Below are 26,589 nucleotides of genomic sequence, written 5' to 3'. Positions count from 1 at the left end.
TTGAAAACATGAACGGACATAAAGATAACGAGGTGGTGACGTTTTCTTGGACTCCCCGACCGGGAGGAGAACCCCCTCATGGCTAAATACAGCAGGGAGCAGCGCGACAGGGCCGTGGACCTGTACATCAAATACGAGCGCTGCGCCGCCGACGTGATCCGCGAGCTCGGCTATCCCAGCAAGGTCGCGTTGCTGTCGTGGTACGCGGACCGGCTCGAGGAGGAGCGCACCGGCGTCCCCTCCAGGCGCGGCGAACGCCACAGGCGCTACAGCGACAAGCAGAAACAGGCCGCGGTGGACCATTACCTCGAATACGGCAGACGGCTCAGCCGCACCATGCGGATGCTCGGCTATCCGAAAAGCAGGGAGCTGCTCATGGCGTGGATCGACGAGCTCGCGCCCGGCCAACGCAAGCTGAGGCACGGGCCCGTGCCCGAGGAACTGAAGCGGAAGGCGGTGGTCGCGGTCGCGTCCGGACGGCTGAAATCACGCGAGGCTGCCGCCGAGCTGGGCGTGGAGGCGTCCGTCGTGAGAAACTGGAAACGGCAGATGCTCGCGAAGTCCGAGGAGGCGCCTGTGGCCGGACCCGGGAAAAGAAGGACCGTCATGGAATCCAAGGATCTATCCGTCAAGCCGACCGTGGTCCTGAACGCGTCGGACGCGGTCGGTCCGGCGGACGCGTTGGCGTCGATGGAGAAGAGACTGGCGGAGATGCAGGCGCGTCTGGACGAGCTGGACGCCGACATCGAACGTGTATTTAGATGCTCCTATACATTGTCAAGTGTTTGGGCGTGTTGTTTTGGGTCGGTGATGGAGTGAATCCATTGGATGGCCCGTTGCTCGAGTTCGGGCAGGTCTCGTTTGCCTCGTTCGATTTCGCTGATGCGGCTGGACGGCACGCACAGCGCTTCGCCAACCTGCTGTTGGGTGATGCCGTGGCCCACGCGCAGTTCGCGCAGCCTGGCGCCGCGTTCGGCCGGCGTCCCACGCCCGGTCCCACCGTTGCGTATGGCGATGAGCGCCCGGTACGCCTCGCGGGCGATGAACCGTTTGACGCAGCGGATGATCTCGAGCTTGCCCTTGCCCTCGCGGGTCTTCCTGGCGGCGTAGTCCCTGGTGGGTTGGTGGTATCGCAAGCGGACGATGGCGATGCGGTGCAACGCCACGTTACCCTGCCGGTTGCCGCCTTTATTGAGCCTGTGCCTGTTCGTCCTGCCGCTGGACGCAGGCAGCGGGCATGCGCCGCAGAGTTTGGCGAACGCGGCCTCGCTCCGGATACGTTCGGGGTTGTCGCCGGCGACGATGGCCAGGGCCGCTGCGACAACGGTGCCCGCGCAGTACATGTCAAGCAACGGTCGCGCGTGCACCTCGAGGATCGCGCGCATGCGTTCCTCCAAGAGGCCGGACTGCCGTTTGAGCGCCTTCCATGCCTTGGCGGCGGATTTCAGCGCGACCAGCGCGCTATGCTCGACCAGACCGCCGGCGGGCCTGCACTCGGCGAGCCTGTTCATGCGGGCCCCGCCCCTCAATCCCCGGTACCGTTCCCTGACGGACTCCGGGGCGGTGATGAGCAGGCCGTTGGCCGAGTTGGAAATCGCCGTCATCGCCGACACCAGTTGGGCGCGTTGGGCGTTGAGGTGGCGTAATGCCTCGACCCAACCATCAGAGCTTTTCGGCAGGCCGGCGTCATCGCCGGCCATGACGCTGCGGGCGGCGGCGATCGCGTCGATGGGATCGGACTTGCCGTCCCTGCGGCGCACGTTGCGCTTGGGACGCAGCACCTCGCGCACCTCGTATCCGGCGGCCGCGAGCCTGCGGGCCAGGGCCGCGCCGAACGAGTTCGTGCCCTCCACGCCCACGGCCGCGACCGCACCCGGCTCGGGCAGCATGCCGATCAGCCTGTCGTATCCTTCCGGGTTCGCCGTGAACGTCTCGGCGCCCAGCGTCCTTCCCCTTTCGTCGATCAATGCGATGGTGTGCGTGTCCGTGTGGGTGTCGATCCCGGCCCACACCATTCCGTTCGGCGGCGTCATCGTCGTCGTTCCTTTCCATGCGTTCGGATGCCTCCCCGGGGGCCTGCGGCGCAGACAGGACGTTGACAGGACACGCTACCATGGTTCTTGCGGGATCCGATGGGAACGGCCACGCTCCTATGAGGTCATGCATCCATGGCCCACGGGTCGGCGGCCGCGGCGGGACAAATCAAAATAAGGACAGCCCCCGAAACCGGTGGCGTCAGTCAAATCGGGGGTCACCGCCCCGGCCGTCATATACCATTATCGCCGATAAGAAACCGGCATAACCATTATCAACGAGGCTCCTTATGCTACAACTTATGTAGGAGGCTATGACGAACGCGGATGGACGCAGGTACAGATTCCGGATAAAGGGTCAGTAACTATCAGTGGACCGATTGATGAGACATCTACTTCTACATGGGTGAAACTGAATGCATATCAGACACCACAGTTAAAAAGGCTCGCTGGCGATACCCGCTATGACACCATGGCCGCAGTCGTTTCAGAGGGGAACTGGAAAACTGGTGGTACCGCGATTGTAGCTTCAGGTGATAACTATCCAGATGCATTGGCAGCTTCCGGATTAGCTGGCGTAACCAATGCTCCAATCATACTTACGGGGAAATTCTCACTTTCTTCGCAGGCCGCCAATCAGCTTCGGCAGTTGGCACCATCGCGAATTATTGTGGTAGGCGGATCAGCCGCCGTGTCAGACAACGTTCTTCACACGCTTCGCGCATATGCACAAAGCGTGAACCGTATATCCGGCGCCACACGTATAGACACATCTTTCGCGCTATATCAGAACGGCTCAGGATGGGGATCAACTGCAATTGTTGCGACAAGCGCGAATTATGCGGACGCATTATCGGTAAGTTCATACGCATACGCGGCAAAGGCCCCGGTATTCCTGTGCGACCCTGCTAACGGTCTGACCAAAAACCAAAAGACCGCACTAAAGTCATTCTCAAAAGTGCTCGTAGTCGGCGGCGAAAATGCTGTACCGTCACGCTACGTGTCTGGTTTGCCAGGCGTTGTCCGCAAATCCGGCAACACTCGTTATGACACCAGCGCGGAAATCGCCAAATGGACTATGGAAAATGGGTTAGGCATGAATGGTGCCGTCTATACGACGGGAGCGAATTTCCCCGATGCACTGGCGGCCGGACCATTGTCCGGAAAATCCAGATCCACAACTCTATTAGTCGAGAATGCAAAAAGTCCCGCCATCGCACTCTCCACAAATTACAGAGACAAGGTTAACAAGGCGTACGTGGTCGGCGGTATGAACGCCGTGAGCCAGAACACCGCGGACGCCATCGCCGACAGCCTCGGCCTCAGACACGCACAATAACGGCATAAACCGTTAAGAGGGGCTGACCTCGTGAATCACGGTCAGCCCCTCTTAACGTTGCCACAGTTTTTCTGTCTTTATGGCCGCAGCTCATCCAAGGCATCAGCAAGTCCGTTCGCAGTATTGCGAGAAACAGCATTCTCCCCGCCGACGATATAAGCATTGTCAACCTCGCCATGCTGCTTCACATACCGCTTCACGAAATTGGCGGTGCTTCCATTCGGATCCGCAAGCAGCAAAACCGCCTTATTGTGCCCGGCGAAAGGACCAGCCGCAAGCGCATCCGGGAAATTCGCGCCCGTCGCAAACACCACATTGTTCATATGAAGGTTTCCTTCTTCAGAAGCCCACTGTGCAAATGTGACGCTCGTTTCATAACGCGTTGCCCCTGCAATACGAGATACCGCAGAACCAGAGGAATTTCTAATCTGTGTCACTACCGAATCCGGAACAGCGTGTTGACCACCCACAATGAGGATTCTGTCGAACTTTCCGCTGGATAATGCCTCCAACTGTTCGGAAGACAGGCCAGAGTTAATATCTGAAAGGAAGATAGGGCTTTTGAAGGCATAGGCATACGACGAGACGGACAAAGCATCAGCAAAACCAGACGAGCCATTTCCACCGGTAACGACGATTGCCGTTTTTCCCCAATTCTTTTCGATTCGAGCATCACTGTCGTACAGTTTCAAAGCAGTGTCACTTCGAGTAGCTCCTCCGATTCTCTGCACTGTGGCGTATTGGGCTAGCGACTGTTCCACTTTCCCGGATACCGCATTCTGCCCGCCGACAATGATAATCTTTTCCGGCCTCAAACGATTAATCTGAGCCTTCGTTTGATTGCTGAGATACAAAGGATCCGTCATAAGAATCGGAGCGTCCAGCACTCCGGCGAATCCCGATGCTGCCAACGCATCTGGATAGTTCTCTCCAGAAGCAACAACTACCGTTGACGCAGACTCCGGAAAAGCAGTATCCACAATCTGCGACATGGTGTCATACCGCGTTATGCCGGACAACCGAGTCAATTTGCCAGATGCAGGTTTGCTAGGCGTAGCTGGCGTATCAGGTTTCGATGGGTCAGACGGAAGCTCCGGAGTATTCGGCATCGCGTTGTTGCCATCGTAAAGCGGAACCGTCTGTCCAGACGGACACTGCGCAAGAGACGTTTCCATAACGTTTCGTTCCGAAGAATCCACCGCTAAATGGTAATGCTGCTTAATTCCTATTTGTCTGCTGATATAGGCGCAATCATAGCCATGTCCCGGAAGCCAATGCGCAGCATCTTTGTCCGACTTAGAAGCATTTGCAGATCCCTTTACCGCGAGCAACACATATGGGTCATTCGCATAGGCTACCCGCTGATCCTTGGTCCAATAATCGGCACCACTTTCATATGCTTCCCCGACAGCAACGACATGGTCGATCTGCACCGCATTTGAAGTTCCCTGTCCACGCTGAAACGCGATTGTCTCGCCGGTATAGGGATCATTTAGGATGCCTGTTGCGACATGATGATCATTGGTATACGTGACATTCTTCATGTCACGGCTCAAAATATCGTCTCGGGTAGTTGCATTACCGCCAAGAGTATCGCTGTGAAGCCATGTGCCGAATAAATCCGTGCGCTCCGACGAGCGGTAATCATCCGTCTGTTCTGTTACAGCCAACGACTGCAACGCAGATTGCGCGTTCTCTCCTTCGTCCGCGCTTGCCGTAGCAGCACCTTGAATGAGGAAAGCGACAACTATCAGTATTCCCAAAAAGCCAGCCACACGTTTTGCACGTCGTACCATCTAAAGCCGTCCTCTCACTCATAATGGAGGATAGTCGCGCTAGAGGAATTACTCTTCTATACTTTTAGACAACTACCAATCAATGAGGAAAGGGGAAGAACCATGAGCAGGGAAATCGTCACTTGCTTCAAAAGAATCACTGCTGTGCTATCTAGTGTTTTCTTGGTCTCTGCCGCTTTTGCGGGAACGGGATTAATAGCTAATGCATCAGCCACATCAATTACCAGAATATCCGGCAACACCAGGTATGAGACCATGGAAATGGTATCACAGACAGCATTTCCCTCCACTACATCCAGAGTCGCAGTAGTAGCATCAGGAAGCAGTTTCCCTGATGCGCTTGCCGCCTCTTCCCTCGCGGGGCATCTCAATGCACCGATTCTACTTACTGATCCTAAAACGCTTTCCACCGCAACAATCAATGAACTTAATCGACTTGACGCCAATACGATTTACATCATTGGTGGCAAAAACGCGGTTTCGAGCAACACTGAAAATGAAATCCGAGCATCTCGTCCGTCAGCAACTATTACACGACTCGCAGGGAGCACTCGCTTCGATACCGCATATCAAATCTATAACGAACTCACCAAGCTCGGAGTAGAATCCAAGACCGCCATTATTTCCACCGGAGCCAACTTTGCCGATGCGCTTTCCGTGTCCCCATATTCATACATGCAATCCGCACCATTCTTCCTGAGCTCTCAGTCAGGACTTGACGAGGAATCCCTTACTGCGCTCAAGGATTTCCAATCTGCGATTATCGTCGGTGGTCAAAATGCGGTTCCTTCCTCCGTTGAGCAGCAGCTTCGATCCATAGGTGTTGCAACATCGAGAATACAGGGCGCAACCCGTTATGAAACTAGTCTGGAAATCAGCAGGTTCACGCTGAATAATCTCTCTATCAATCCTTCCAGCGTCGTATATGCCACTGGAGCCAATTTCCCGGACGCTCTTTCAGGAAGCGCACTTGCCGGTATCAATAAGACAGTACTACTGCTCGCACAAAATGAGTCGTCTCCGACAGTCGGAGCATCATCCATATTGCCGAATGTTGAATCCGTGTATGTGCTCGGCGGACAGAATGCCATCGGACCGGCAACGTTCAATGCAATTTCCAGTAGCTTTGGATTGAGCGACAGAGAATATGTCCCTCAGCCAACGCCTACACCGCAGCCCAAACCGAATGATCCGGTCTATGGCACTCATAAAGCAGGTGAATTCTGCAAAAAATCTGATCTGAATAAAACAGACCACGATGCTAGGAACGGCAAGCTAATCGTTTGCAAAGTAGCCGACGGTGACAGTAAGCCTCGTTGGCACTACGCCTGAGATATTTGTTTGAGTGGACGGTCCCGAACCGTCCACTCAAACAATCAGAGCATCTAGGCTGGAATCAGCAACGAGCTTGTCGAAATCGTCAGTCAGCACACCTTCGGCTTGCAGCTCTTCCAGAATTGTCTTCAGCACGATATTGTTTACGCCGCTTTCGGTGTTCTGATGACATAGCGCTTCCTCGCCCTGCGTGCCAGGCACATAATTCAGTAGCTGATCATCCGTAGCCGCAACCACGGGAATACCTGCTTTGACCTGCATGACTTTCAGCCACAAATCATCTGCAGTCAGGCAGGTCTTCTTGATCATCCCAGCATCAAACGTTTCTTGCGGCATCACATGCGGCGGATACAGCGTGCCTGCCCCATTCGTGGCAAAAATTCGCATGGAGGGCACGCCTACAAGCGCAGGATGGTAATGTGGCGCTTCGTAAATCCAATCCTCATAATTGGTACGGGAGCCGTCTTTGTTGAACATAATCAAATGCGTACGCACAGCAGCAATCGCATGGGGATGAGCTTCGTGCGCTGCAAGCAAATCGCCGATCATTGTATTGCGATATAGCAAATCATCATCAGTGGTGATGACGTAATCATCAGGAAATTCTTGCAAAGCCCAAAAATATTTCTTATGCGGCTTCAGATCATCATCAACCCAGCGTACCTCAACGTCATGCCACAACACATCACGCAAACTCTGAGGCAAATCGGCCTCACGATTCGGGAAATCCGATTTACAGAGCCATAACACGATCTTGTCAGGCAATACTTTCTGCGCAAGCAATGAACGAATCGCCAAGTGCACAGTATTGATGCGTGCGGGATATGAGGTCATAGAAACGATAATCCGCGGATGCCGATGCTTCACCGCACGCAAGACATGCGTACCGGCACGACGCAACTTGTTCTTCTTAATCCGAAACCAGTCCGCAGACAGCACAATCCTCTCCTCACGTTTGTTTCGCACTTGTCACATATTAGCCTGACGTATGCTTTTCAGAGTCGAACAGTACACTGTTACCAGCGAGCGAATAGGACCGCGGCCAGTAAGGAAGAGTCAATGCCTAAGATTTCAATCGTCATTCCCGCATACAATGTCGGTGATTACTTGCAGGAATGTCTTGATTCAGTACGGAATCAGACTTTCTCCGATATCGAAGCGATTGTCGTGAACGATGCGAGCCCCGATAATGTTGGGGAGATCGCAGCACGGGCAGCCGCTCAGGATCCGCGCATCCGAATCGTCACCAACAACCCGAATATGGGCACCCACCGCACTCGTATGGCCGGTGTGGAAAACGCTTCAGGAGAATACACCTTCTTCCTGGATGGCGACGACGCACTCAAGCCGGACATGTGCGAACAGCTTGCCGCGGAAATCGACAAGCATCCTGTGGATGTGCTGCATTACGGCCTTACCGTTGTCGCCGCCAACGAGCTGCTGGAGAACGAGCGCCAGGCCTTTGAAACCTTCAACAACACTCCTACGCCCGATTCCACCGGAGAAGATATTGTCCGCGATATTTTCGATGAAACTCGCGGTTACAAGGTCGATTGGCGCGTAACCCAGCGTTTGTACAAGACTTCCATGCTTAAGGAAGCGTTTAACGCCATGACCCGCGACCGCTTGGGTCGTTCCCAGGACGGCTACGAGTGCTTCGTGGTTTCGGCATTCGCCAACAGCTACCATTCCTTCAAGGAATGCCGGGGATACGTGTACTACTACGGCCGTGGCATCAGCGGTACCAATATGATCGACGCTGCGAAGTATGCCCGTTATTGCGGCCATTTCAAGGCGGATTTCGATGCAGCCTACGAGTTTGCCGATGCGCAGCACTCCGATATGCTTCATGATTGCGCACAGGGTTTCCAGCGCAAGGCGACCGAGATCCTTGCCAATGATTGGAAGGTCAGAGTTCCGGAAGCGGAGAAGGCCGAAGCCGCCAAGCAAATGGAAGCTGTGTTCGGTCCGGCCATCACGGGACGTGAACTGTACCGTTTCGTACGCGATGATGCCTATGCGCTGCTTTCCGAAAACCAGCTCCTTCCGAAGGACGCTGATCTGAACAACTGGTTCGGCATAGCCAACGACATCAGTGTGTCTACCGATCAAGTATCCGCAGACACCATAAGATTCCATGAGATGAAGCGGATCGCCACTTCCCATATGACCGAACTCGTCGAGAAAACCAGCAATACCGAAGCGTTCCAAAACTACGACAAGCAGAGCATCCGTATCTTCGTCACCACTCACAAAAACGTTGACACCTTTGACAGTGCCATCATGCAGCCGGTGCAGGTCGGACCGAAGAACGAGCGTTTCCCCTGGGCATTCCACGATGACGAAGGCGAGAACATCGCCGATCTCAATCCGCGTTACTGCGAACTGACCACGCAATACTGGGTTTGGAAGAACATCGACGCCGACTACTACGGTTTCTGCCATTACCGCCGTTACTTCGACTTCTCGGACACTCCGCACGAGGAAAATCCCTATGGCGAAATCATGGACGACTACATCGATGCCGCTACGGCAAAGAAGTACGGACTGAATGACGAGAATATCGCCAAAGTGGTGAAGCAGTACGACGTCATCACCACACCGTTCGGCAATCTCGAAGAGATCATTGATAAGCACGGCACTCCGCGTGCGCTGTGGGAAGCCGCTCCCCTGCTGCATGACGATGATCTGAAGCGTTGCTATCAGATCCTGTGCAGCATGTACCCCGACTACAAGCAGGACGCACAGGCGTTCTTTAACGGCAACAAGGCCTGCTTCTGCAACATGTTCATCATGAAGAAGGAGATCTTCTTCGACTATTGTGAATGGATGTTCCCCATCCTTGAGGCGTTCGACAAGAACACCGACTACAGCACCTACAGCAAGGAAGCCCTGCGTACGCCGGGTCATCTGTCCGAACGTCTGCTCAACATCTACCTGCTGCATCACAAGCGCATTGGCTCCAAGTGGCGGTTCAAGGAATTGCAGTGCGTCCACTTCACCCATCCGGAGCCGGCGGAAACCCTGCAGCCGCTGGAGGTTTACGACAAGCCAATCGTTCCGGTGGTATTCGCGGCAGACAACAATTATGTGCCGCAACTTACCACCACCATCTATTCGGCCATGAAGAACGCTTCACCGGATCGGTACTACGACGTGACCGTATTGCAACGCGACATCGACTGGCATAACCAGCAGCGCATGCATGACTTCTTCAGCCGGTTCACGAATATGAACCTGCGCTTCGCCAACGTGGAGCGTCTTATGTCCGGGTATGAACTTTCCACGAACAACGAGCACATCAGCGTGGAAACCTACTACCGTTTCCTCATTCAGCAGGCGTTACCGTTCTATGACAAGGTCCTGTATCTCGATTCCGACATCATCATTCCCGGCGACATCGCCAAGCTCTATGACACGGATCTGGGCGATACGCTGCTCGCCGCGATCCATGACATCGATTTCCTGGGCAACCTCAACGTCAAGCATGGCAAGCGCATGGGGTATGCCAAGAACATCCTCAAGATGAGGAACCCATACGACTACTTCCAGGCCGGCGTATTGGTGCTCAACACCAAGGCCATGCGCGAGCAGTACACCATCAAGCAGTGGCTCACCTATGCCTCGAACACGGCTTATATCTATAACGATCAGGATGTGCTGAACATCTGCTGCGAAGGCAAGGTGACGTATCTGCCTTGGGAGTGGAATGTCGTCCACGACTGTGGCGGACGTGTGGGCAATCTGTTCGTTCAGGCACCGAACGACATCTACGATGCATACATGCGATCCCGTAGCAATCCGCAGATCATCCACTATGCCGGCTACCAGAAGCCGTGGGTGGATCCGGATTGCGATTATGCGCCCGTGTACTGGGATTACGCACGCGATACGCCGTTCTACGAGGCTTTGCTCAAGCGTGTGGTCAAGGCCAATGAACCGAAGATCCCTGAAGGGGTATTCCGTCCGAAGCATGAGCGCGCGGTCGGAGAGGATAATCCGATTCGCAAGATTGTGGACCCATTGATGCCTATTGGTTCCAAACGTCGTGACGCGGTAAAAGCCATCGCACGTACTGTTCGCGGCAGGCACTGAACCGTCGATTCCATAGAAAATAGGGCCAGAATCCTAGGCTACCCACCGGATTCTGGCCCTACGCATAGAAAATTGCAATGCCCTATAGGGCGAAAAGCCTGTTGATATAAGGTATTTTGCGCAATATCACTGAAGCCGCTAAACAACATGCAAAAACGCAGCAGCATAACAGCACATTCAATGCCGTGACTGCAATATTATTGAGCGATCCCATGAACTGGAAGCAAGGCAAATTCTGCAAGCGACTCAACCCAATTAATCCAGCCATATGAAGCATGTAAACACCAAAAGTATTCATCCCTGTCACTTTAAAGAAACGAGCCCAAAAGCCAGTGATATTAGCTTGTCCCAAAACCAGCATGATTAATACTGTCTCGATAAAGGTCGGTAAAAGCCAATACCCATTTTCAACAACTAGAGACGAGCCATCTGCGGCATGCTGATAACGCTGAATAAGGAAAAGGGAAATGTAGCAGATAAAGATGACGATGCATGCAGTACGCGTGGAAATTTTAGATAGCAATGAATACACACCCGAATCCTCACAGTCTTCCACTCTATCGTTCTTTTTTCTTTGTTGCAGATAGCGGCCAAGCATGCCGCCAACAACGACATAAAGCAGAACATATCCGTAGTATCCAAAAATATACAGTTCATCTAAAGGATCTACGATTGATGCCAATTCACTATGCGTGGCGGTCCCCACCATCTGCAGAACAAGCCTCACCGTATCTTTTCCAACAGTAAAGAAGAATAATACTGCAGTAAAAACATGCAATGTGGTTTTTTTCTCGGCGTCGAATGCCATCTTCACCAACGGTAAAACAAGATATACAGCCACCAAAGCATGCATAAACCAGAAATAACCCGTTAAATAATCGCCGAATTCTTTGGCGCCAAGAACGAATCTCAGTAGATCCACCGGACTGACAGAGTGCGAACCGTCAATAAATACGCAAAAAGCCGCGGCTATCAACTTCCAGATAATCACTATAACGATGATGTGGAAAACTTTATGGTAATGCTTCTTTTCATCCATTGGCCGGTTGAGCAATAGCGCGCCATTCACCATAAAAAACAACGGAACACATACCACGCATAACACCGTGACCGCGGTACCTACCAGCATGGATGAATAGTATTTCGTGTAATACGCATAATGAAGCATTACGACGAGGAACATCGCCATCGTTTTGATGACATCATAACCGACAATTCTTTTTTTCATTTCCGACTCAATCTTAGGGGCAGGCGCTATTGAATAGCGGCCATCTATATTACATTTATTCTTTCAACAGCCGTCTTTTTGTCTCAGTACGATACGTCTTATTTATCAGAGACATATTGTGCTTCTAGCCCAGAAGACTCAGATGCACAGTCCCCCTTTACCGAATCACAGCTTTGAAAAATATCTTTTTTTGCGCTTAACATACCAAGCATTAACGGTGTCATGATAATCATCGGAAGAACATAGCGTATGCCTTCAATGGTTACCGTTGCCGGCGAAATCCACAAGAAAAGGAATGTTGCGATATATGGCATCAAGCAAATCCAACCTTTACCGCGGAATCTTCTGAACCACTCATATACAACGAACAAAAACATCCAAGTTGACCATATGGCGCGAGAAAAAACAAGATTTAAAACTGGGAGATGTTCGAACTTATTCAACTTGTTCTGGACAATGGTCACCCTATTAATGTCACCACGCTCTATGAGACCCATTTCCTTGGAATACGCAACGCTCGTATGATCACTGCCGGTTAAGAAAACAGGCAATGTCAAATCCTCGGGATTCTGCTTACTCCCCAAGGTGGGAATACCTAACCATCCCTCCTGCAAAGCCACATAGGCTTCAACATATGTAAGAGGATGCTCCACTAAACCGCGCGACCACGCCTTCGCATATCTTGCAAGATACTGGTCCTTCCTGGAATCCCATGTGTAACCCTTGACTCCATCAGCCGCCCACCATTGGTATTTATCGGCAACATCATTCCCCAATATCTTGTGAATGACATCTATATCTTCGGGATTCATCTCATTCCCATGTCGCTTCACCTCCAATGCTGACTGTTGGAATGGAACGGCAAGCATTTCTTGTTTGCCGCCTTCTTGAATGTGGAACATAGGGAAAACGACTTTGGGAACCAATACGACCATGACAAGCAGCTCAATCAATAGTGCAGCGCCGACCCGAAGACGATATCGGCGAAGTACCACAAACAGCAAAGCAATACAGCAAATAAGCACTATGTACAAGCCGGTTTTTTTAGTCAGAGCTGTCAACACAGACAATAAAAGGAATAACGCGAATAACAGCGGGCTCTTGAGACAGGCTCCTTTGCTTCGCACAATCTGAACATACAGCACCGCATACCAGACGAATAACGGCATGAATACCGTATCCTTGACAAGGCTTATAGAGAAGCAGGGAATTACAGGGAAGAGCGAAAAAAATATCAGCTGCACACAGCAAAAGCGCCAGCTCGCTCCGATACGCCGGCAATACAAAACAACTGTTGCCAGTGAGAGGGCAGCTGCCAACGCCAGAACGATGGAGCATAGGAATAATCCTAAATCCACCGATCCAAGCGCTTTACCTAATTGTGCGAAGATACCAAAAAATAAAGTATCAGATACTGGATGATGATTGGACCAAAAACTACCGTCGGAAAAAATATTTGGTTTATGGAACCATTGCATGAGCTGTTCGCCGGTATCAAACCATATTATCCCTGGATATGTCAGCCAAATATATGGAATCCAACACAATATAATGACCGTAGTTATCAAAAATAATTGCTTATAATTCCACGAGAAGGAACAACATTTTCGTACTGCAGCCACCCACCCAGTAGTCTTATTCCTATCTTTTGCACACCATACGAGAAAACGTTCTCCAATAAGCACAAAAGCAACAAACAACAGCGCAATCAATGCAGTGAACCATACGCACCGGGTCGAAAACACCATATGACCATGGACACGAATAGCGTCGACAACCGCCGCTGCGAATCCGCATAATATTGCCAGTATTACCAGCAACACATGGTTTATAGATAAAACACGTGTAATCGATTTTCCTTTGCGCAATATTCAATAATCCTTATCTGCGTTGACGACAGTGTATGCCGCCATATTGGCACTGTACTACGAAGATAAAACACGCCGATTTATACGCATAAATCACCTCTTCATATAATTCTGATGCCAATATCTCTGTCATCCAAATCGATTATTTAGAATGAGGCAACATCCTTATCAATCGCGCAAATGCGCCATTTTTACAGTCATTGCATACCAAGATTGTCCGCTATACGATTTGCGGCTGCTTGACTTACAGCGCTTGTTCCTCCTACAATCCACGCTTTAGTCGCTTTACCACGGAACTTTGCCGAATATGCCACGGTTGGACTATTGGGACTATCCACCAAAAGAAGTACGTTCCCATTACGGCCAGCCAATGGGCCCGCAGCCAAGGCATCAGGAAAGTTCGAGCCCGAAGCATACGCGACAGCATCTTCATGAAGACCGTTGGATAATCCCCAATCAGCCATCGCCATACTCGTTTCATAACGCGTTTTACCGGACTCACGAACCACATTTGACAAATCCTGAATGAAACGGGATGGAACCGCATTCTCGCCGCCTACAACCAGTACACGTCCAAAATTTTTTAACGTCAATTTTTGTTCGCCGGTCAACCCTGTAGCCGGATCACACAAGAATACTGGCGCCTTCTCGGCGTATGCGTATGGGCTCACTGACAGAGCGTCAGGATAACTTGATCCAGACACCACAATTGCAGTAGACCCCCAAGAAATACCGCCATTTTGATATAAGGCAAAAGATGTATCCGTACGTGTTGCGCCTGCTATACGATTCACGTTTGAACAAATACTCCGCAATGAGTCCAATACATTGGACGATATCACTGACGATCCACCCACCACGATAATTTTAGATGGTTTCAATGAACGGATTCGCTCAGCAGCTTGAGAGGACAGTCCATCGCCATCCGTCAGCACGATTGGCGCGCCGTATACACCCGCCAAACCAGAGGCAGACAAGGCATCCGGATAATTCTCCCCCGATGCCACAATCACTGTTCCTTCAGCATTCCAAGCACCTTCCGAAACGACAGCCGACATCGTATCGTAACGCGTGGCGCCAGCTAGACGCTTCATTGCCGTATAAGTCTTGACCCCGAAGGCATTCAGGTCGACGGAGCCGCTGATACCGTCGATCTGACCACTTTCGGTATATTGCCAACCACGGTCGTTGGTGCCGAATGCCGTGTATTCCATCTGAGGGCCATACTGCGCCACCCAGCGCGTCTTCGCATGGATGTTCGCGTTGTTCAACGGCCCCTGCAGATAGCTGGTATACGAGTACACACCAAGGTTTGTATAGCCGGCGGACTGCATCACGCCATACCAGGCATTGACCATGCCGTTGTACACGTTCGGATCGGTCGGAGGCGTATGACCGGTCCACGTCCACCTCTCAAGGTCGTAATATACGGGGTATTTCAGGTCGTTCGGGCTCACGCCAAGCTGGCGGAGCTTGGACACCACATCATTGGCTTCCTGCCTTGAACCGCTCGCATCCTCCGCGTACGAGTACCAGTAGATGCCGAACGGAACGCCCAGGCGCTTGCATTCGTTGATGTTGCGCTTGGCTTTGGCGTCGGCATCGTTGCCCCACCCATAGCCCAGGCGGATGATGGCACCTTCCACGCCGTCGGCTTTAGCTTTGGCCCAGTCGATATCCCCCTGCCATGAAGAGACGTCGATCACACCTTTGGCCTGCTGGACGAACAGGTTGTTTTTGTAGTCGAAGAAGGCTTTCGTATTGTTGTAGGTTCCCCAATGCGCGCCGTAATCGTTGCCTTCGAATTTGGCGAGTCTCACGGTGGCTCCGTTCTTTGAAGACGATTGCTCTGCGGATTGCCCCGCAGATTGTTTCACAGGTTGTTCCACGGCGTCTTTCACGTCCGACGCACTCACCGGAATGAACGATTCGCCATCCGTCTTGGCCAGCGGGTCAGGCTGCTGATCCCGGGTGCCGACCAACGCCTTGTCCGTCACGGTCTTGCCGGTCTCGATATCCCGCACCTCGCCTTCAGGAGTGACCGCAAGCTTTTCCGAGACCACGGTGGAATCGTCCGGAATCCGTCCACTCACCGTATCCGGCAATGCCGCATTCGGATTATCCGGCATGCCGTCACCGGCATTCTGCGCATCCTCCGCAGCGGTAGTGAAGGAACGCGGCGAGCCGTCAATCGCAATATCCTGCATCGCGTAAGCCGGAACCGTGGCCACGGACAGCGTCAACGCAACCGCGGAAACGACAGTGGAAATCCTCAACAAATTTTTCGGCGATAGCATCGTCAGCCTCTCTTATGAATCCGCACCGTATACTTTGGCACGGAATCGCGCACTTATGGTGTGAGTATACCCGTAAGGCAACACCATTCCCCGGTTCTACCGGACGCTGATCCGATTCCGACATTTCCAGCACAACATGGTCCGGACGTCGAACAACATGAGGCGCGAGGAATCGGGGGACGCAACGAGTATCATATGCCGTGTATTGTCATTGGGAGACAAATGTTCGGAAGACCAAATGATTGCCCGTCAATCCGTCGCCAATGAATGATACGGAGAACGGCAATACGATTTCTGGAGGGGTGTATGGCACGGCACGGCAGTCATTCGAATGGGAACAAGCCCCTTCATCAGCCAGTCGATGACCATAAAGCCGGCAACCGAGCCAAAGATGGCGGCCAAGCATCCGCCAAACGCGTGGTCACCGGCCGCCCGTCCGCCAGCCAAGCAAAAACCGGAGACCCATTCCGCGACGCGGTGGAACAAGGCATCCAAGACGGCATCGAACGCGTCAACAAACACACGAAAAACGTCCTCACATATTCCATCGCCGCAGTTGCCGCAATCGTGGTGATATGCGTCATCGTCTTCGGCGTCATGAGCGTTCAAACTTCGCAGAAAATGCGCGAAATGAACGAAATCAACACCTGCAGAAACGCCGTCACGGCCTTGAACGCATCCTATTCCAACGCCTTCCAGCTGAAAGGCAAAGTCGTGGACGCGTTCTCCAGCATGGATTCCTCCTACGATCTGGAAAAGCTCAGCAAGGTATACAACGAGGAAGTCAAGGCACCGGCTTCCTTCGACTGCAAGGTCGAACCGTCTGCGACCGCGAAAAAGGCGAAAACCGCACGCGCGGCATACGACAAGCAGGCCAAGAAATTCAAGCAGGCTTTGAAGCAATACGGCACCAAACAGGACGAGGATCAATCCACCGAAAAGGAATAATCGCAACGTCGTCTTCAAACGACATCCAGCCGAAAATGCCTTTCATCCGCATGCCCCGCACCGCTTGAACAACGGTCACGCCAATCGGCAAAGCTTCCCGTCAGTGTAGGCTCTTCTGTGCATGGTTCCATATCCGAACGAATGTCTTGAATGAATACCTGACCGAGGAGCTGGAATGTTGAACGCAAAACGACTGTTTCACGTGGCACTTGCCGTTGCCGTGACCGTGGCGGTGATCGTCGCAGCCATCATCGGCTGCGGGCCCAAGTGGGGCGATGGCTCGGCACACGAATCGGAGAACGGTCAATCGTCAACCGTCGCCGAAGCGGACGCCGCATCCGCCGTTTCCGTCAACCTCCCCTCCTACTACATGGAGAACATGGTGTTCCAGCGCAATCAGCCGATTGTGGTCAAAGGCACCGTCGCATCCAAGCAGGATGGCAAACTGGTCAAAGCGTCGAAGCTGACCGCGACGCTCGCCCAAGGCAGGAAGTCCGCGAGCGCCACCGCACGGATCGGCAAAGAAGGATCGTTCACCTGCACTTTGAAGGCGCAGAAGGCGAGTCTCAAACCATATTCCCTGCAATTGCGGTATGCCGGTGAAACGGTGGCCGAGCTGACGAACGTGTATGTGGGCGACGTGTTCGTTGCTGCGGGCCAGTCGAATATGGAGCTGAATCATGCGCAGTATTACGAGGGGACCGGTAATGCCTACAATTTCGGCAATGGTTTGGTGTCGCAAACCGATTTGCCGAAGCCGCTCGTTGATAAGCATGTGAGTTTTGTGGTTGCCTCCCATACCATCGGAACCGATGATTTCCCGCTCAGCAATGTCAATGCGAACGCCGACGCATGGTTGAATGCCGATACCGAGAACTCCCAGCATCTGAGCTATCTGGCCCAGCAGTTCGCCATGCAGTTGCGGACGAAGCATCCGAACGTGCCGATTGGCATCATCCAGACTGCTTGGGGTGGCACGCGCATTACAAGGCATGTGCGCGGAGGCGACATCTACGAGAACCATATCGCGCCTTTGCAGGGATTCCATGTGGCGGGCGTGCTGTGGTATCAGGGTTGCGATGACTCCGCGAATTCCGCCACGGCCATGCAGTATGAATCGCAGATGACGGCGCTTATCAACCAGTATCGTTCCGTGTTCGGGCGTAGCGATCTGCCGTTCCTATATGTGCAGCTCGCACGTTGGCCGGGCTACCAGTACACGCAGAATGTGCGCGAGGCGCAGCGGACCGCGCTCGACAATGCGAATCTGAGGAATGCGTCGAATGTTGCGATGACGGTTTCGCTGGATACGGACAAGGGCACGTCCGCATTAATCCATCCGCTCGGCAAGGATATTCTGGGCGCGCGCATGGCCGCGCAGTATCTTGCGATGGAGGATGGTTCGAAAGGCAGCGCCGACGTGCCCAACGGACCGCTTTTCGAAAGCGCGCGGCATACCTCGGACGGCTTGATCACGCTTTCCTTCAAAAAGGGTACGGCGAACGGTTTGAAGGCCATGCAACCGAATTACACGAAGAGCGCAGGTGCGAAAGCTCCTGACTATACGAAGAAATCCGGAGCGACCCCGCTTGACGGCATCAGCAATATCGCCACTCCCACCACATTGGATTTGCAGGGATTCGAGGTCGCCGACCATTCCGGACAATGGACGCCCGTCGACGCCACCATCGAGGGCGACCAGGTGGAGCTCTCCGCAGTTGACGGCACAAGCCTTGGCGGCATGACCCAGGTACGCTACCTGTTCAGTGGCAACCCGAAGTGCGCGAGCATGCTGTACAACAAGCTCAATCTTCCGGCAAGCCCGTTCATCGCCATCGTCGAATAACGGCTGGCCGGTCCCTTCCCCGGCGAATCGCGAAAACTAGACAAACCGCTTCCTCCCACCGGTTTATTCATGCGCCGCGCCCTCCTACTATGGCATACGGAATATGACATGTACGGAACGCGACGTACGGAACGCACGGAACGCGACGTATGAGACGAATACGAGTATGCGAAACGTACGGGCGCGCACGAATGCGGTGTACGCGAGCAAGAGAGGAATCGCTATGAGGAAAAGCATCGCAGCTGCAGCGGCAGCGGGAATTCTGACCATTGGAATGGTCGCATTGCCGTCCATGGCTTCGGCCGATGAGATTGCACCGTCCACGGACGGACTGGCGTCCGGGACCACCATCAGCGAGCGCATCGACGACAATATGGGCATCTGCGGCAACGACAAGGCATGCAGCGCCATCGACCACGTGCACCAGACGAATCAGCAGATCAAGTCGGATATCGACACCACCAAGGAGCACGTCAAGCAGCTGCATCAGAACGCGCATGAGGATGCCGACGCGATTCGCCATTACAACGAGCAGGCTTGGAAGAATTACGTGCAGGACCGCGAGGATGTGAAGAACGCGCTCGACGCGGCGGCCAAGCGCGCGCAGGAACGTCACGACACCCTGCATCAGGATATTCAGGACAACCAGGCGCATCTGGATCAGCTGCACGCCGATGCGAAGGAAACCCATGACGAGCTCAAGACGCAGCATGATGCGTTCGTGGCCAGCAGTCATCAGTGGCATCAATCGTTCATCGCGGCGCTGAGGGAGGCGAACGCGAAGGCTGGCCAGAACGGTTCCACCGCCACTGGCTCCACCTCCGGCTCCTTCAATACCGCTTCCGGCTCCAACGGCACCGTGCAGACGATTGCCGACAATGGCACGGCAAACGGCAACGGTTCTTCTGCTGCTACCTCTTCGACGACCAGCGCTTCCGGCAGCCAGACCGCCGCGTCCACGGGCGCGCTGACCAAGTCGGAATACGGACAGCTCGCGCAGACCGGCATCGGCATCTCCCTTGCCTGCGCCGCGATTCTGCTGTTCGCCGGCCTCGCCTACGCTGTGAGGATGCTCGCGCAGTACAAGCGCGAAACCAGCGAAAAGTGAGCGAAACCAAAACTAGTTAAAAGCTCATAAAACAAAAACGGCCTTGTGCTTCCAAGGCCGTTTTTTCATGTGCCGATGCTTCGTACTTCGACACGGCTTTGAACCATTAGGCCAATGCGACGTGTCAGCCCACGTATCAACACGCGATTCAGCTCATATACTTCAGCTCACATTTCAATCCACGTAATGCGGGGCGCTGCTGGCGATTCGAGGTGTCGGCGCATCACCGTTTCCCGTCGTCGCATTGCCAGCAATACCGTCCATATTCCCCGCATCGCCGCCATTTCTGCGCAGCGACCCCGCGGACAGTGAGCGAATGGATCGTCTGAGTTGCGCATGCTTCTCCTGCGAAGTGGATTGGATGGCGGGAAAAGCGCCCGCCACCGGGCGGATACGGCCGGTCGCGGTCGGAATGAAGCTCGGCGGCAGAATCTGCGTCGAATCGTCGTTTTCGGACGATGCGGAATATTCAGATGGTTCGGAGTATTCAGACGATTCGGAGTATTCAGACGATTCGGACGATTTATAGGATTCACGAGATTCACGGGCAACGCGATCATTGGCGGCATCGCCCGTTGCCGGATGTTCCGCGGATTCTCCTTCTTTGTGAATCGCTTCCGTCCGCTCGTTTTCCTGCGAAGTGCTACGACGTCGGGCAAGCGTGGCCAGAGAATCGCGGGTGATTGTGTCATGTGAATCATCCTGCTGGATTCCAGGAGCCATCGAATCACCCATCGCCGCGCTTCCCTTTCTCGCTCTAAACGTCACGATTTCGAGCGTAGCGCACATTCACAGCAAGAACACGCTCAACCTAACGATATACGCAACTCCCCCACCGATGAAATATGACAAAAGCCGCCACGGGACGCAGCCGGCATACGCAATACCCGTCCACGCCCCGTTTCACGCCGCTTAATGGTCAAAATCTTCATCAAAAAATCGTATGACGTTCACTTTCGGTCACAAAGCGATGCCATCACTGCGCATTCCGCGCATCGTTGCCGGACTCGAAGCGGTCGAGCACGCCGGTCTTGGCGAGAGCCTTCTGCACGAACCACATCAACGCGCCGCCGAACACGGCTCCGGAAATCACACAGCAGACAGTGAAGACCGCGCCCTGCGTCATGGTCCAACCGGCCTTGGTAAGCCAATCGTAGCCGCCATCGCACAAACCGGTCAGTGCGCCGGCATTATCCGGTATACGTTCATACGGTCGAAGCGATTGCTTCCTCTCAGCCTTACGGCCCCCGTGTCCGTTAGCCGATACTACACGGAATCCCCCACTCCATACAACAATCATTCGTATACGACCGGAAAGCGTCGAACGATTACGCGGCAAATTATGCCGAAGTATGCCAAATTACTGCACTGTAGGACCATCTCAGCACGCCGACAGCGTATGATATCTGCGGACACACGAAACAACTCACGATAACTGGAGTAGCAGAGATGCCGACAAGTGAACATACGTTGCCTCAATCAACAGTCCGGATCGCCCAGGCCGAACCAGACGGAATTCTTCTGGTGATTCATGCCGGGGCGGGTGATCGAGGTAAGAAAGATACGCCGGAACGCCGCGCGCAGGTGGAAAAGGATCTGAACAAGGCGCTCGAAGCTGGTTATGCCCTCTTGGAGCAGGGCGCTCCGTCCGAAGACGCCGTGTGCGCGGCCATCCGCGTCATGGAAGACGCTCCTGAGTTCAATGCCGGCCGTGGCGCGGCATTGACCAGCGAAGGCATCGTATCCATGGATTCCTGCCTGATGACCGGTGTGGATGGCGAGGTCGGTTCAGCATGCGGCCTGACCACATCCAAGAATCCAATCAACGTGGCACGCGCCATCAAGGAAAAAACCAAGCACGTCATGTTCGCCAAGCCCAGCGACGCCCTGCTCAAGGAATGGGGCATCGAGCTGTGCGACAGCGCGTATTTCATCACACCGAACCGTCAGGAATCCCTGCGGGAGGCGCAGTCCAACGGTGACGAGTGGGAAAAGCACGGTACCATCGGCGCCGTAGCCCGCGACGCTTCCGGCAATATCGCGGCTGGCACTTCCACCGGCGGCATTACGAACCAGATGCCGGGCCGCGTCGGCGATTCGCCGCTGCCGGGATGCGGCACCTATGCGAACAACGATTCCGTAGCGATCTCCTGCACCGGCATTGGCGAAGCGTTCGTCAAAGAGGTCGCTGCACACCAAGTCTCCGATCGTGTGCTGTATGCCAAGGAGGAGCCTGTCGCTGCCGCAAAGGCCGCGTTGGATGGCGTGGCCCGCCATCATGGTGACGGCGGTATGATCATCGTTCCGGCGCATGGCGACGGTGCGATGGTGTTCAACAGCGAGATGATGAACTGTGGTTGGAAGTCACCGAAGGGCAGCTACGTGCAGAACTGAACCGACGCAGCGGACCAGCCACTGAAACGGCTGGGGCCCAAGTCCATGTGGACTTGGGCCCCAGCCGAATTTTTTTGGGATTTCCAATGCCGTATTACTCCGGTATTGGGAATTCCCGTATCACTTGGTGATGGTGTTGTAGGTAGGCAGGTTGGTGTAGTCGAACGACACGTTCTTCACATTCGTGGCGGACACGGCCGCGACATTGTCATACCACAGCGGAATCACAGGAAGATCCTTGGCAAGGACTTCCTGGGCTTCGGTGAAATCGTCCGTACGCTTCTGCACATCAGTCTGCGCGAGCGCGGCGTTCAAGAGATTGTCGAATTCCTCGCTCTTGTAATCGCCATCGTTTGAGCCATGGCCGTCGGCGGAGCTGGAAGCATACAACGGGTTGAGGTAATCCTCAGCCGACGGATAGTCCAGCATCCATCCGGAACGGAACGCGGTGGTGATGGAACGGTCCGTCACCCGCTTGCGCACATCGCTGAAGGTTGCGTAAGGATCGCCCGCGGCATCGATGCCAAGCGTGTTCTTGATTTGGTTGCAGACCGCGTCGACCCATTCCTTGTGGCCGCCATCGGCATTATAGGCGATACGGAAATTGCCGGACCAAGGCTTGATGGCATTGGCCTTCTCCCACAGTTCCTTGGCCTTGTCGGCGTTGTATTTCAGATTGTCGCCGTTTTTCAGGTTCTTGGCGTATTCAGGAACCAGCGGTGACGTGAAATCAGTGGTCGCGGTCTTCGTATCGTCGTAGACCTTCTTAACAATCTGATCACGGTTGATGGCCATGGAAATGGCCTGGCGACGCAGATGACCTTCCTCGTCATCGCCAAAGTGCTCAAGTCGTTCAGGAATGACGAACGCCTCGAATGTGGAACCAGCCTGGCTGTATGCGATCACGCCGGAATCCTTTCGGAAGGTCTTCACAGCGGACTGCGGGACCTCGTCCAGCACGTCAAGGTTGCTGGACAGCACATCGGAGTATGCGGAATCCTCATCCGTGTACACACGGTATTCAATACCATTGTTGGCCACCTTGCGGCTGCCCTTGTAATCCTTGTTCGGAACGATGATGATGTTCTTGTTGTGCGCCCATGATTTGAACTTGTACGGGCCATTGCCGATTGGGGCCTGCCCGAACTTCTTGATGTCCTGGAACGCCACACTCGGCAGAGGGAAGTAGGACTGGTGGGCCAGCTTTGTCGGGAATACCGAATCCGGCTTGTTCAGCTCAACGACCAAGGTGTAATCATCCGGGGTGGAAAGGCCCGAAAGCGTAGCCTTGGGGTCGACGTTCGAGTCCTGCAGCTCGTCGTAACCTTTGATGGTGGAGAAGCGGCTTGCAGTCTTCTGCGCGTTCTTCACGTTCGCAGCAAAGCTCCATGCGTCGGCGAAGGATTTCGCGGTCACAGCCTCACCATTGGTGAATTTCCATCCCTTTTTCAGCTTGATGGTGTACTTGGTGGCATCATCGTTCGGAGTGATGCTTTCAGCGACTTCAAGATGCTGCTTGCCTTTGGCGTCAAAGCTGACCAGGCCTTCAAACAGATAGCGAATGACTTTGCCGCCGCCCATTTCATTGGTATCGGTCGGAATCAGTCCGTTCTGCGGTTCGCTGTTGTTCACGGAAATCAGCGAGGCGCTTCCACTGTCGGAAGAAGCATTGCCATCAGACGACGAGCCACAGGCAGCCACCGACAGCAGCATGGTTCCCGCCGCCGCCAATGCGATCAGACGGCGCGATACGCCATTCTTCATTGTTCTCTCCTTCACATTAGTCTTCCCACCAATTCATATCGGCACGAAGCAAGTAGAGGCGATTATAGGAATCTTCTGCGGCCTAGGCGCATACCCATATCTGAATCTGAGACAAAAGTTCCGGTAGAAGGCATTGTTTCTTAACACTTTTCCGCAGCACATCGAATGGTCATCGATTATTAGGAGCAACTCCGTTGAATGAAGAGTGATACATCTGTCTGACCTGCCGCACCTATCACTCTATATGTCACTGATATCAGTGCTTCAAAGGTCTCCGAAGGCCGTTATAGGGAAAAAACTCAGCAGTTCGAAAGATCTGAAATCGTTGGAAATATGCCGTTTTGGCAAAAGAAAAGGGCTTTCAGATTGCTCCGAAAACCCTGCTGGCGGAGAATACGAGATTCGAACTCGTGAGGCTGTTACACCAACACGCTTTCCAAGCGTGCGCCATAGACCACTAGGCGAATTCTCCAATTATTCAACGCCCCCCGGTGTCTATCCGTGAAACGCAACTTGATTAGAATACAACAGATTCTCCAGAAGACAAAGTCGGCGTGTCGCAACATCAGGCCGATCCAACACGCACCGCTATATTCAATGCGCGCCGATAGAATGAACCCGGAATAGGCACGATTCTCGGGGAAAATCAATCGTTATGATCAGAGCACTGCGCACGTCGGACATGGACAGAGTCGCCAGCATATGGCTGGAAGCGAACCTGCAGGCGCATTCCTTCATCCCAGCGGAATACTGGAAGAACAATCTTGAATACGTGCGGGAAGCGCTCCCGCTGGCAGAAGTCCACGTGTATGAAGATGCCCAAGGCGTGCAGGGATTCATAGGCTTGAACGGCGGCCATATCGAAGGTCTTTTCGTCGCCGCAGAAATGCGGTCACACGGCATCGGCAGACAGCTCATGGACCATGCGAAACGCGAAAGGGACACGCTTACATTGGAAGCGTACCGGAAGAACGTCGGCGCGGTGCGCTTCTACCAGCGTGAAGGCTTCACGATCCAAGACGAAGACCTGGACGAGTTCACCGGCGAAATGGAGTACACGATGCAATGGCGGCGTCGATAGGCCGAAAAGTCACAAAAGCTCCGCCACACATCTGAGGAAGCGCCCGGAATCACCCGCCGTTCACAGTCGGTCGGCGATCATCGCGCAATGCTCGCGGACGATGCGCGCGCTGTCGTGGAAACGCGCCATCTCATCGTCGGTCAAATGCAAATCCACGAAATCACCGACGCCATCGCCGTCCAATGCCACAGGCAAGCTCAGGAACACGTCATGCTCGTCGTACGAATACTGTCCGTCGATGAGCGTGGATACCGGCATCACACGGCGTTCGTCCCACAAAATGGTTTTCACGATTGCCGAAACCGTTGCTGCGATTCCGTAGTTGGTGCCACCTTTGAGCGCTTTGATTTCCATGCCGCGCCGGCGGGTGGCCTCCTCGATGCCGTCCAGCGTCACGTCCGGGTATTTCGCTGCGTTGTCGGACAGATACCGCGCGAACGGCTTTCCAACGATGTTGACCGTCGACCATGGGATGAACTGTGAATCTCCATGCTCGCCGATGACGTAGCCGCCGACCGTCCTCGGATCAAGACGGGTTCGTTCCGCGATAATCGTTTTCATGCGCGCTGTGTCGAGCGCGGTTCCGGTGCCGATTACTTGTCGGCTGGGCAGACCGGTGCGTTTCCATGCAAACCAGGCAAGTACGTCGACTGGGTTGGACACCATGATGAGCATGCCGTCGAATCCCGATGCCATCACGGATTTGAGAATCGGATCGACGATGTCGATGTCAGCACCGAGTTCGCTCAGACGGGATTGCCCGGGAATCGGATGCGCTCCGGCTGTGATGATGACGATATCGGCGCCGGCGCAATCGTTCCAGTCCCCCACACGAATCTTCGTATACCGGCTGAAGAATTCCTCACCGTCGGCAAGGTCCATCACCTCTCCCTGTGCCCGTTGAGGAGTGCGATTGATAAGCACGACCTCATTGCACAAGCCGTTGGCCACAATCGTCGACACGACGGTCATGCCGACATGGCCTGTGCCGATCACCACCACACGGCTTCGACGCACATCCATGGAAAAATCCCCTTCCTTCTCTGTCGTCCGTCCCGCACGGCACACATTTCGGAGCATCCGGCCAAGACTTCCATTGCATGATATGCCGTCATTAAATATTGGGAAAATTACGATTCCATATTCGGAAGGCCAAGGTAAGGAACAAAGGGTGGAATAACAAAATACGAAAATAAAAAGAAGGAATTCCCCGGGAGCCAGCATGCGGTCCGGCCGGAAGAACCGGAAGCAAAAAGCAATGGGGATAAAAAAATGGGGTTCCCGGAGCGAAAGCTCCACGGGAACCCCATCGACGTTTATAGCGGCGGCGTGCTACTCTCCCACACCCTCTCGAGTGCAGTACCATCGCCGCGCCTGGCCTTAGCTACCGGGTTCGGAATGGGACCGGGCGTCTCACCAGGGCTATGACCACCGCAAAACCATGGTCAACGGCAAGG

Annotated in this window: 19 protein-coding genes, 1 tRNA gene and 1 rRNA gene; 9 read left to right on the top strand and 12 right to left on the bottom strand. The window is 53.9% G+C overall.

Translation table 11 applies throughout. The features are described 5' to 3' along the window. Positions 1-78: 78 nt before the first annotated feature. Positions 79-819 (top strand): transposase, encoded by a 741-nt coding sequence (locus AC1ATL_RS10130; protein WP_476570126.1) that lies wholly within the window; start codon positions 79-81, stop codon positions 817-819. On the opposite strand, the gene AC1ATL_RS10125 is transcribed toward AC1ATL_RS10130, so the two are convergent. After that, positions 768-2,033, bottom strand: coding sequence for an IS110 family RNA-guided transposase (locus AC1ATL_RS10125; protein ID WP_476570125.1), 1,266 nt, complete (start codon positions 2,031-2,033; stop codon positions 768-770). The genes AC1ATL_RS10130 and AC1ATL_RS10125 overlap by 52 nt on opposite strands. Before the next feature lie 406 nt (positions 2,034-2,439). Between AC1ATL_RS10125 and AC1ATL_RS10120 the strand changes: the two genes are divergently transcribed. Then, the gene (locus AC1ATL_RS10120; protein ID WP_476570124.1) at positions 2,440-3,372 is read left to right on the top strand and encodes a cell wall-binding repeat-containing protein; all 933 of its coding nucleotides are present in this window, start codon (positions 2,440-2,442) and stop codon (positions 3,370-3,372) included. 77 nt (positions 3,373-3,449) lie between these two features. Here AC1ATL_RS10120 and AC1ATL_RS10115 read toward each other — a convergent pair whose 3' ends face one another. Further along, a complete protein-coding gene (locus AC1ATL_RS10115; protein WP_476570123.1) occupies positions 3,450-5,168 on the bottom strand; it encodes a cell wall-binding repeat-containing protein in 1,719 nt (572 codons plus the stop codon). Between the two features lie 102 nt (positions 5,169-5,270). On the opposite strand from AC1ATL_RS10115, the gene AC1ATL_RS10110 reads away from it, so the two are divergent. Continuing rightward, positions 5,271-6,500: a cell wall-binding repeat-containing protein gene (locus AC1ATL_RS10110; protein WP_476570122.1), complete on the top strand. Its 1,230-nt coding sequence runs from the start codon at positions 5,271-5,273 to the stop codon at positions 6,498-6,500. Positions 6,501-6,536: 36 nt separating this feature from the next. Here the strand turns inward: AC1ATL_RS10110 and AC1ATL_RS10105 are convergent, their stop codons facing one another. Beyond that, the gene (locus tag AC1ATL_RS10105; RefSeq protein WP_476570121.1) at positions 6,537-7,442 is read right to left on the bottom strand and encodes a glycosyltransferase family A protein; all 906 of its coding nucleotides are present in this window, start codon (positions 7,440-7,442) and stop codon (positions 6,537-6,539) included. Between the two features lie 120 nt (positions 7,443-7,562). Here AC1ATL_RS10105 and AC1ATL_RS10100 point away from each other — a divergent pair, with 120 nt between their 5' ends. Next, positions 7,563-10,598 carry a DUF4422 domain-containing protein gene (locus tag AC1ATL_RS10100; RefSeq protein ID WP_476570120.1) on the top strand — a complete coding sequence of 1,012 codons (3,036 nt, stop codon included), beginning with the start codon at positions 7,563-7,565 and terminating at the stop codon, positions 10,596-10,598. A gap of 82 nt (positions 10,599-10,680) precedes the next feature. On the opposite strand, the gene AC1ATL_RS10095 is transcribed toward AC1ATL_RS10100, so the two are convergent. From AC1ATL_RS10095 to AC1ATL_RS10085, 3 genes are all read right to left on the bottom strand, one after another. After that, entirely contained in the window at positions 10,681-11,826 is a 1,146-nt protein-coding gene (locus AC1ATL_RS10095; protein ID WP_476570119.1) for an acyltransferase, read from the bottom strand. 98 nt (positions 11,827-11,924) lie between these two features. Continuing rightward, entirely contained in the window at positions 11,925-13,694 is a 1,770-nt protein-coding gene (locus tag AC1ATL_RS10090; RefSeq protein ID WP_476570118.1) for a DUF6020 family protein, read from the bottom strand. A 197-nt stretch (positions 13,695-13,891) separates the two neighbouring features. Next, positions 13,892-15,991, bottom strand: coding sequence for a cell wall-binding repeat-containing protein (locus tag AC1ATL_RS10085; protein ID WP_476570117.1), 2,100 nt, complete (start codon positions 15,989-15,991; stop codon positions 13,892-13,894). Positions 15,992-16,297: 306 nt separating this feature from the next. On the opposite strand from AC1ATL_RS10085, the gene AC1ATL_RS10080 reads away from it, so the two are divergent. The 3 genes from AC1ATL_RS10080 (at position 16,298) to AC1ATL_RS10070 (ending at position 19,893) form a co-directional block, all read left to right on the top strand. Then, entirely contained in the window at positions 16,298-16,939 is a 642-nt protein-coding gene (locus AC1ATL_RS10080) for a hydrolase (protein ID WP_476570116.1), read from the top strand. Positions 16,940-17,114: 175 nt separating this feature from the next. Further along, entirely contained in the window at positions 17,115-18,785 is a 1,671-nt protein-coding gene (locus AC1ATL_RS10075) for a sialate O-acetylesterase (RefSeq protein ID WP_476570115.1), read from the top strand. Between the two features lie 223 nt (positions 18,786-19,008). Beyond that, a complete protein-coding gene (locus AC1ATL_RS10070; protein ID WP_476570114.1) occupies positions 19,009-19,893 on the top strand; it encodes a conjugal transfer protein in 885 nt (294 codons plus the stop codon). A gap of 174 nt (positions 19,894-20,067) precedes the next feature. Here the strand turns inward: AC1ATL_RS10070 and AC1ATL_RS10065 are convergent, their stop codons facing one another. Both AC1ATL_RS10065 and AC1ATL_RS10060 read right to left on the bottom strand, forming a co-directional pair. Continuing rightward, a complete protein-coding gene (locus tag AC1ATL_RS10065) occupies positions 20,068-20,628 on the bottom strand; it encodes a hypothetical protein (protein ID WP_476570113.1) in 561 nt (186 codons plus the stop codon). A 241-nt stretch (positions 20,629-20,869) separates the two neighbouring features. Next, on the bottom strand, positions 20,870-21,019 hold the full coding sequence (locus tag AC1ATL_RS10060) for a hypothetical protein (protein ID WP_476570112.1): 150 nt from the start codon (positions 21,017-21,019) through the stop codon (positions 20,870-20,872). A gap of 323 nt (positions 21,020-21,342) precedes the next feature. On the opposite strand from AC1ATL_RS10060, the gene AC1ATL_RS10055 reads away from it, so the two are divergent. Beyond that, on the top strand, positions 21,343-22,287 hold the full coding sequence (locus tag AC1ATL_RS10055; RefSeq protein ID WP_476570111.1) for an isoaspartyl peptidase/L-asparaginase family protein: 945 nt from the start codon (positions 21,343-21,345) through the stop codon (positions 22,285-22,287). A 120-nt stretch (positions 22,288-22,407) separates the two neighbouring features. Here the strand turns inward: AC1ATL_RS10055 and AC1ATL_RS10050 are convergent, their stop codons facing one another. Beyond that, the gene (locus tag AC1ATL_RS10050) at positions 22,408-24,051 is read right to left on the bottom strand and encodes a peptide ABC transporter substrate-binding protein (protein ID WP_432624615.1); all 1,644 of its coding nucleotides are present in this window, start codon (positions 24,049-24,051) and stop codon (positions 22,408-22,410) included. 384 nt (positions 24,052-24,435) lie between these two features. Then, positions 24,436-24,523: transfer RNA gene (locus tag AC1ATL_RS10045), tRNA-Ser, on the bottom strand. Positions 24,524-24,706: 183 nt separating this feature from the next. On the opposite strand from AC1ATL_RS10045, the gene AC1ATL_RS10040 reads away from it, so the two are divergent. Beyond that, a complete protein-coding gene (locus AC1ATL_RS10040) occupies positions 24,707-25,132 on the top strand; it encodes a GNAT family N-acetyltransferase (protein WP_432624616.1) in 426 nt (141 codons plus the stop codon). Positions 25,133-25,192: 60 nt separating this feature from the next. On the opposite strand, the gene AC1ATL_RS10035 is transcribed toward AC1ATL_RS10040, so the two are convergent. Beyond that, positions 25,193-26,155 carry an L-lactate dehydrogenase gene (locus tag AC1ATL_RS10035; protein ID WP_432624617.1) on the bottom strand — a complete coding sequence of 321 codons (963 nt, stop codon included), beginning with the start codon at positions 26,153-26,155 and terminating at the stop codon, positions 25,193-25,195. A gap of 296 nt (positions 26,156-26,451) precedes the next feature. Continuing rightward, positions 26,452-26,568: ribosomal RNA gene (gene rrf / locus AC1ATL_RS10030) — 5S ribosomal RNA — on the bottom strand. Between the last annotated feature and the right edge of the window lie 21 nt (positions 26,569-26,589).

The organism is Bifidobacterium sp. LH_743 (assembly GCF_056355775.1).
Note: the sequence above shows the minus strand (reverse complement) of the source record. Positions and strands in the feature narration are given on the sequence as shown.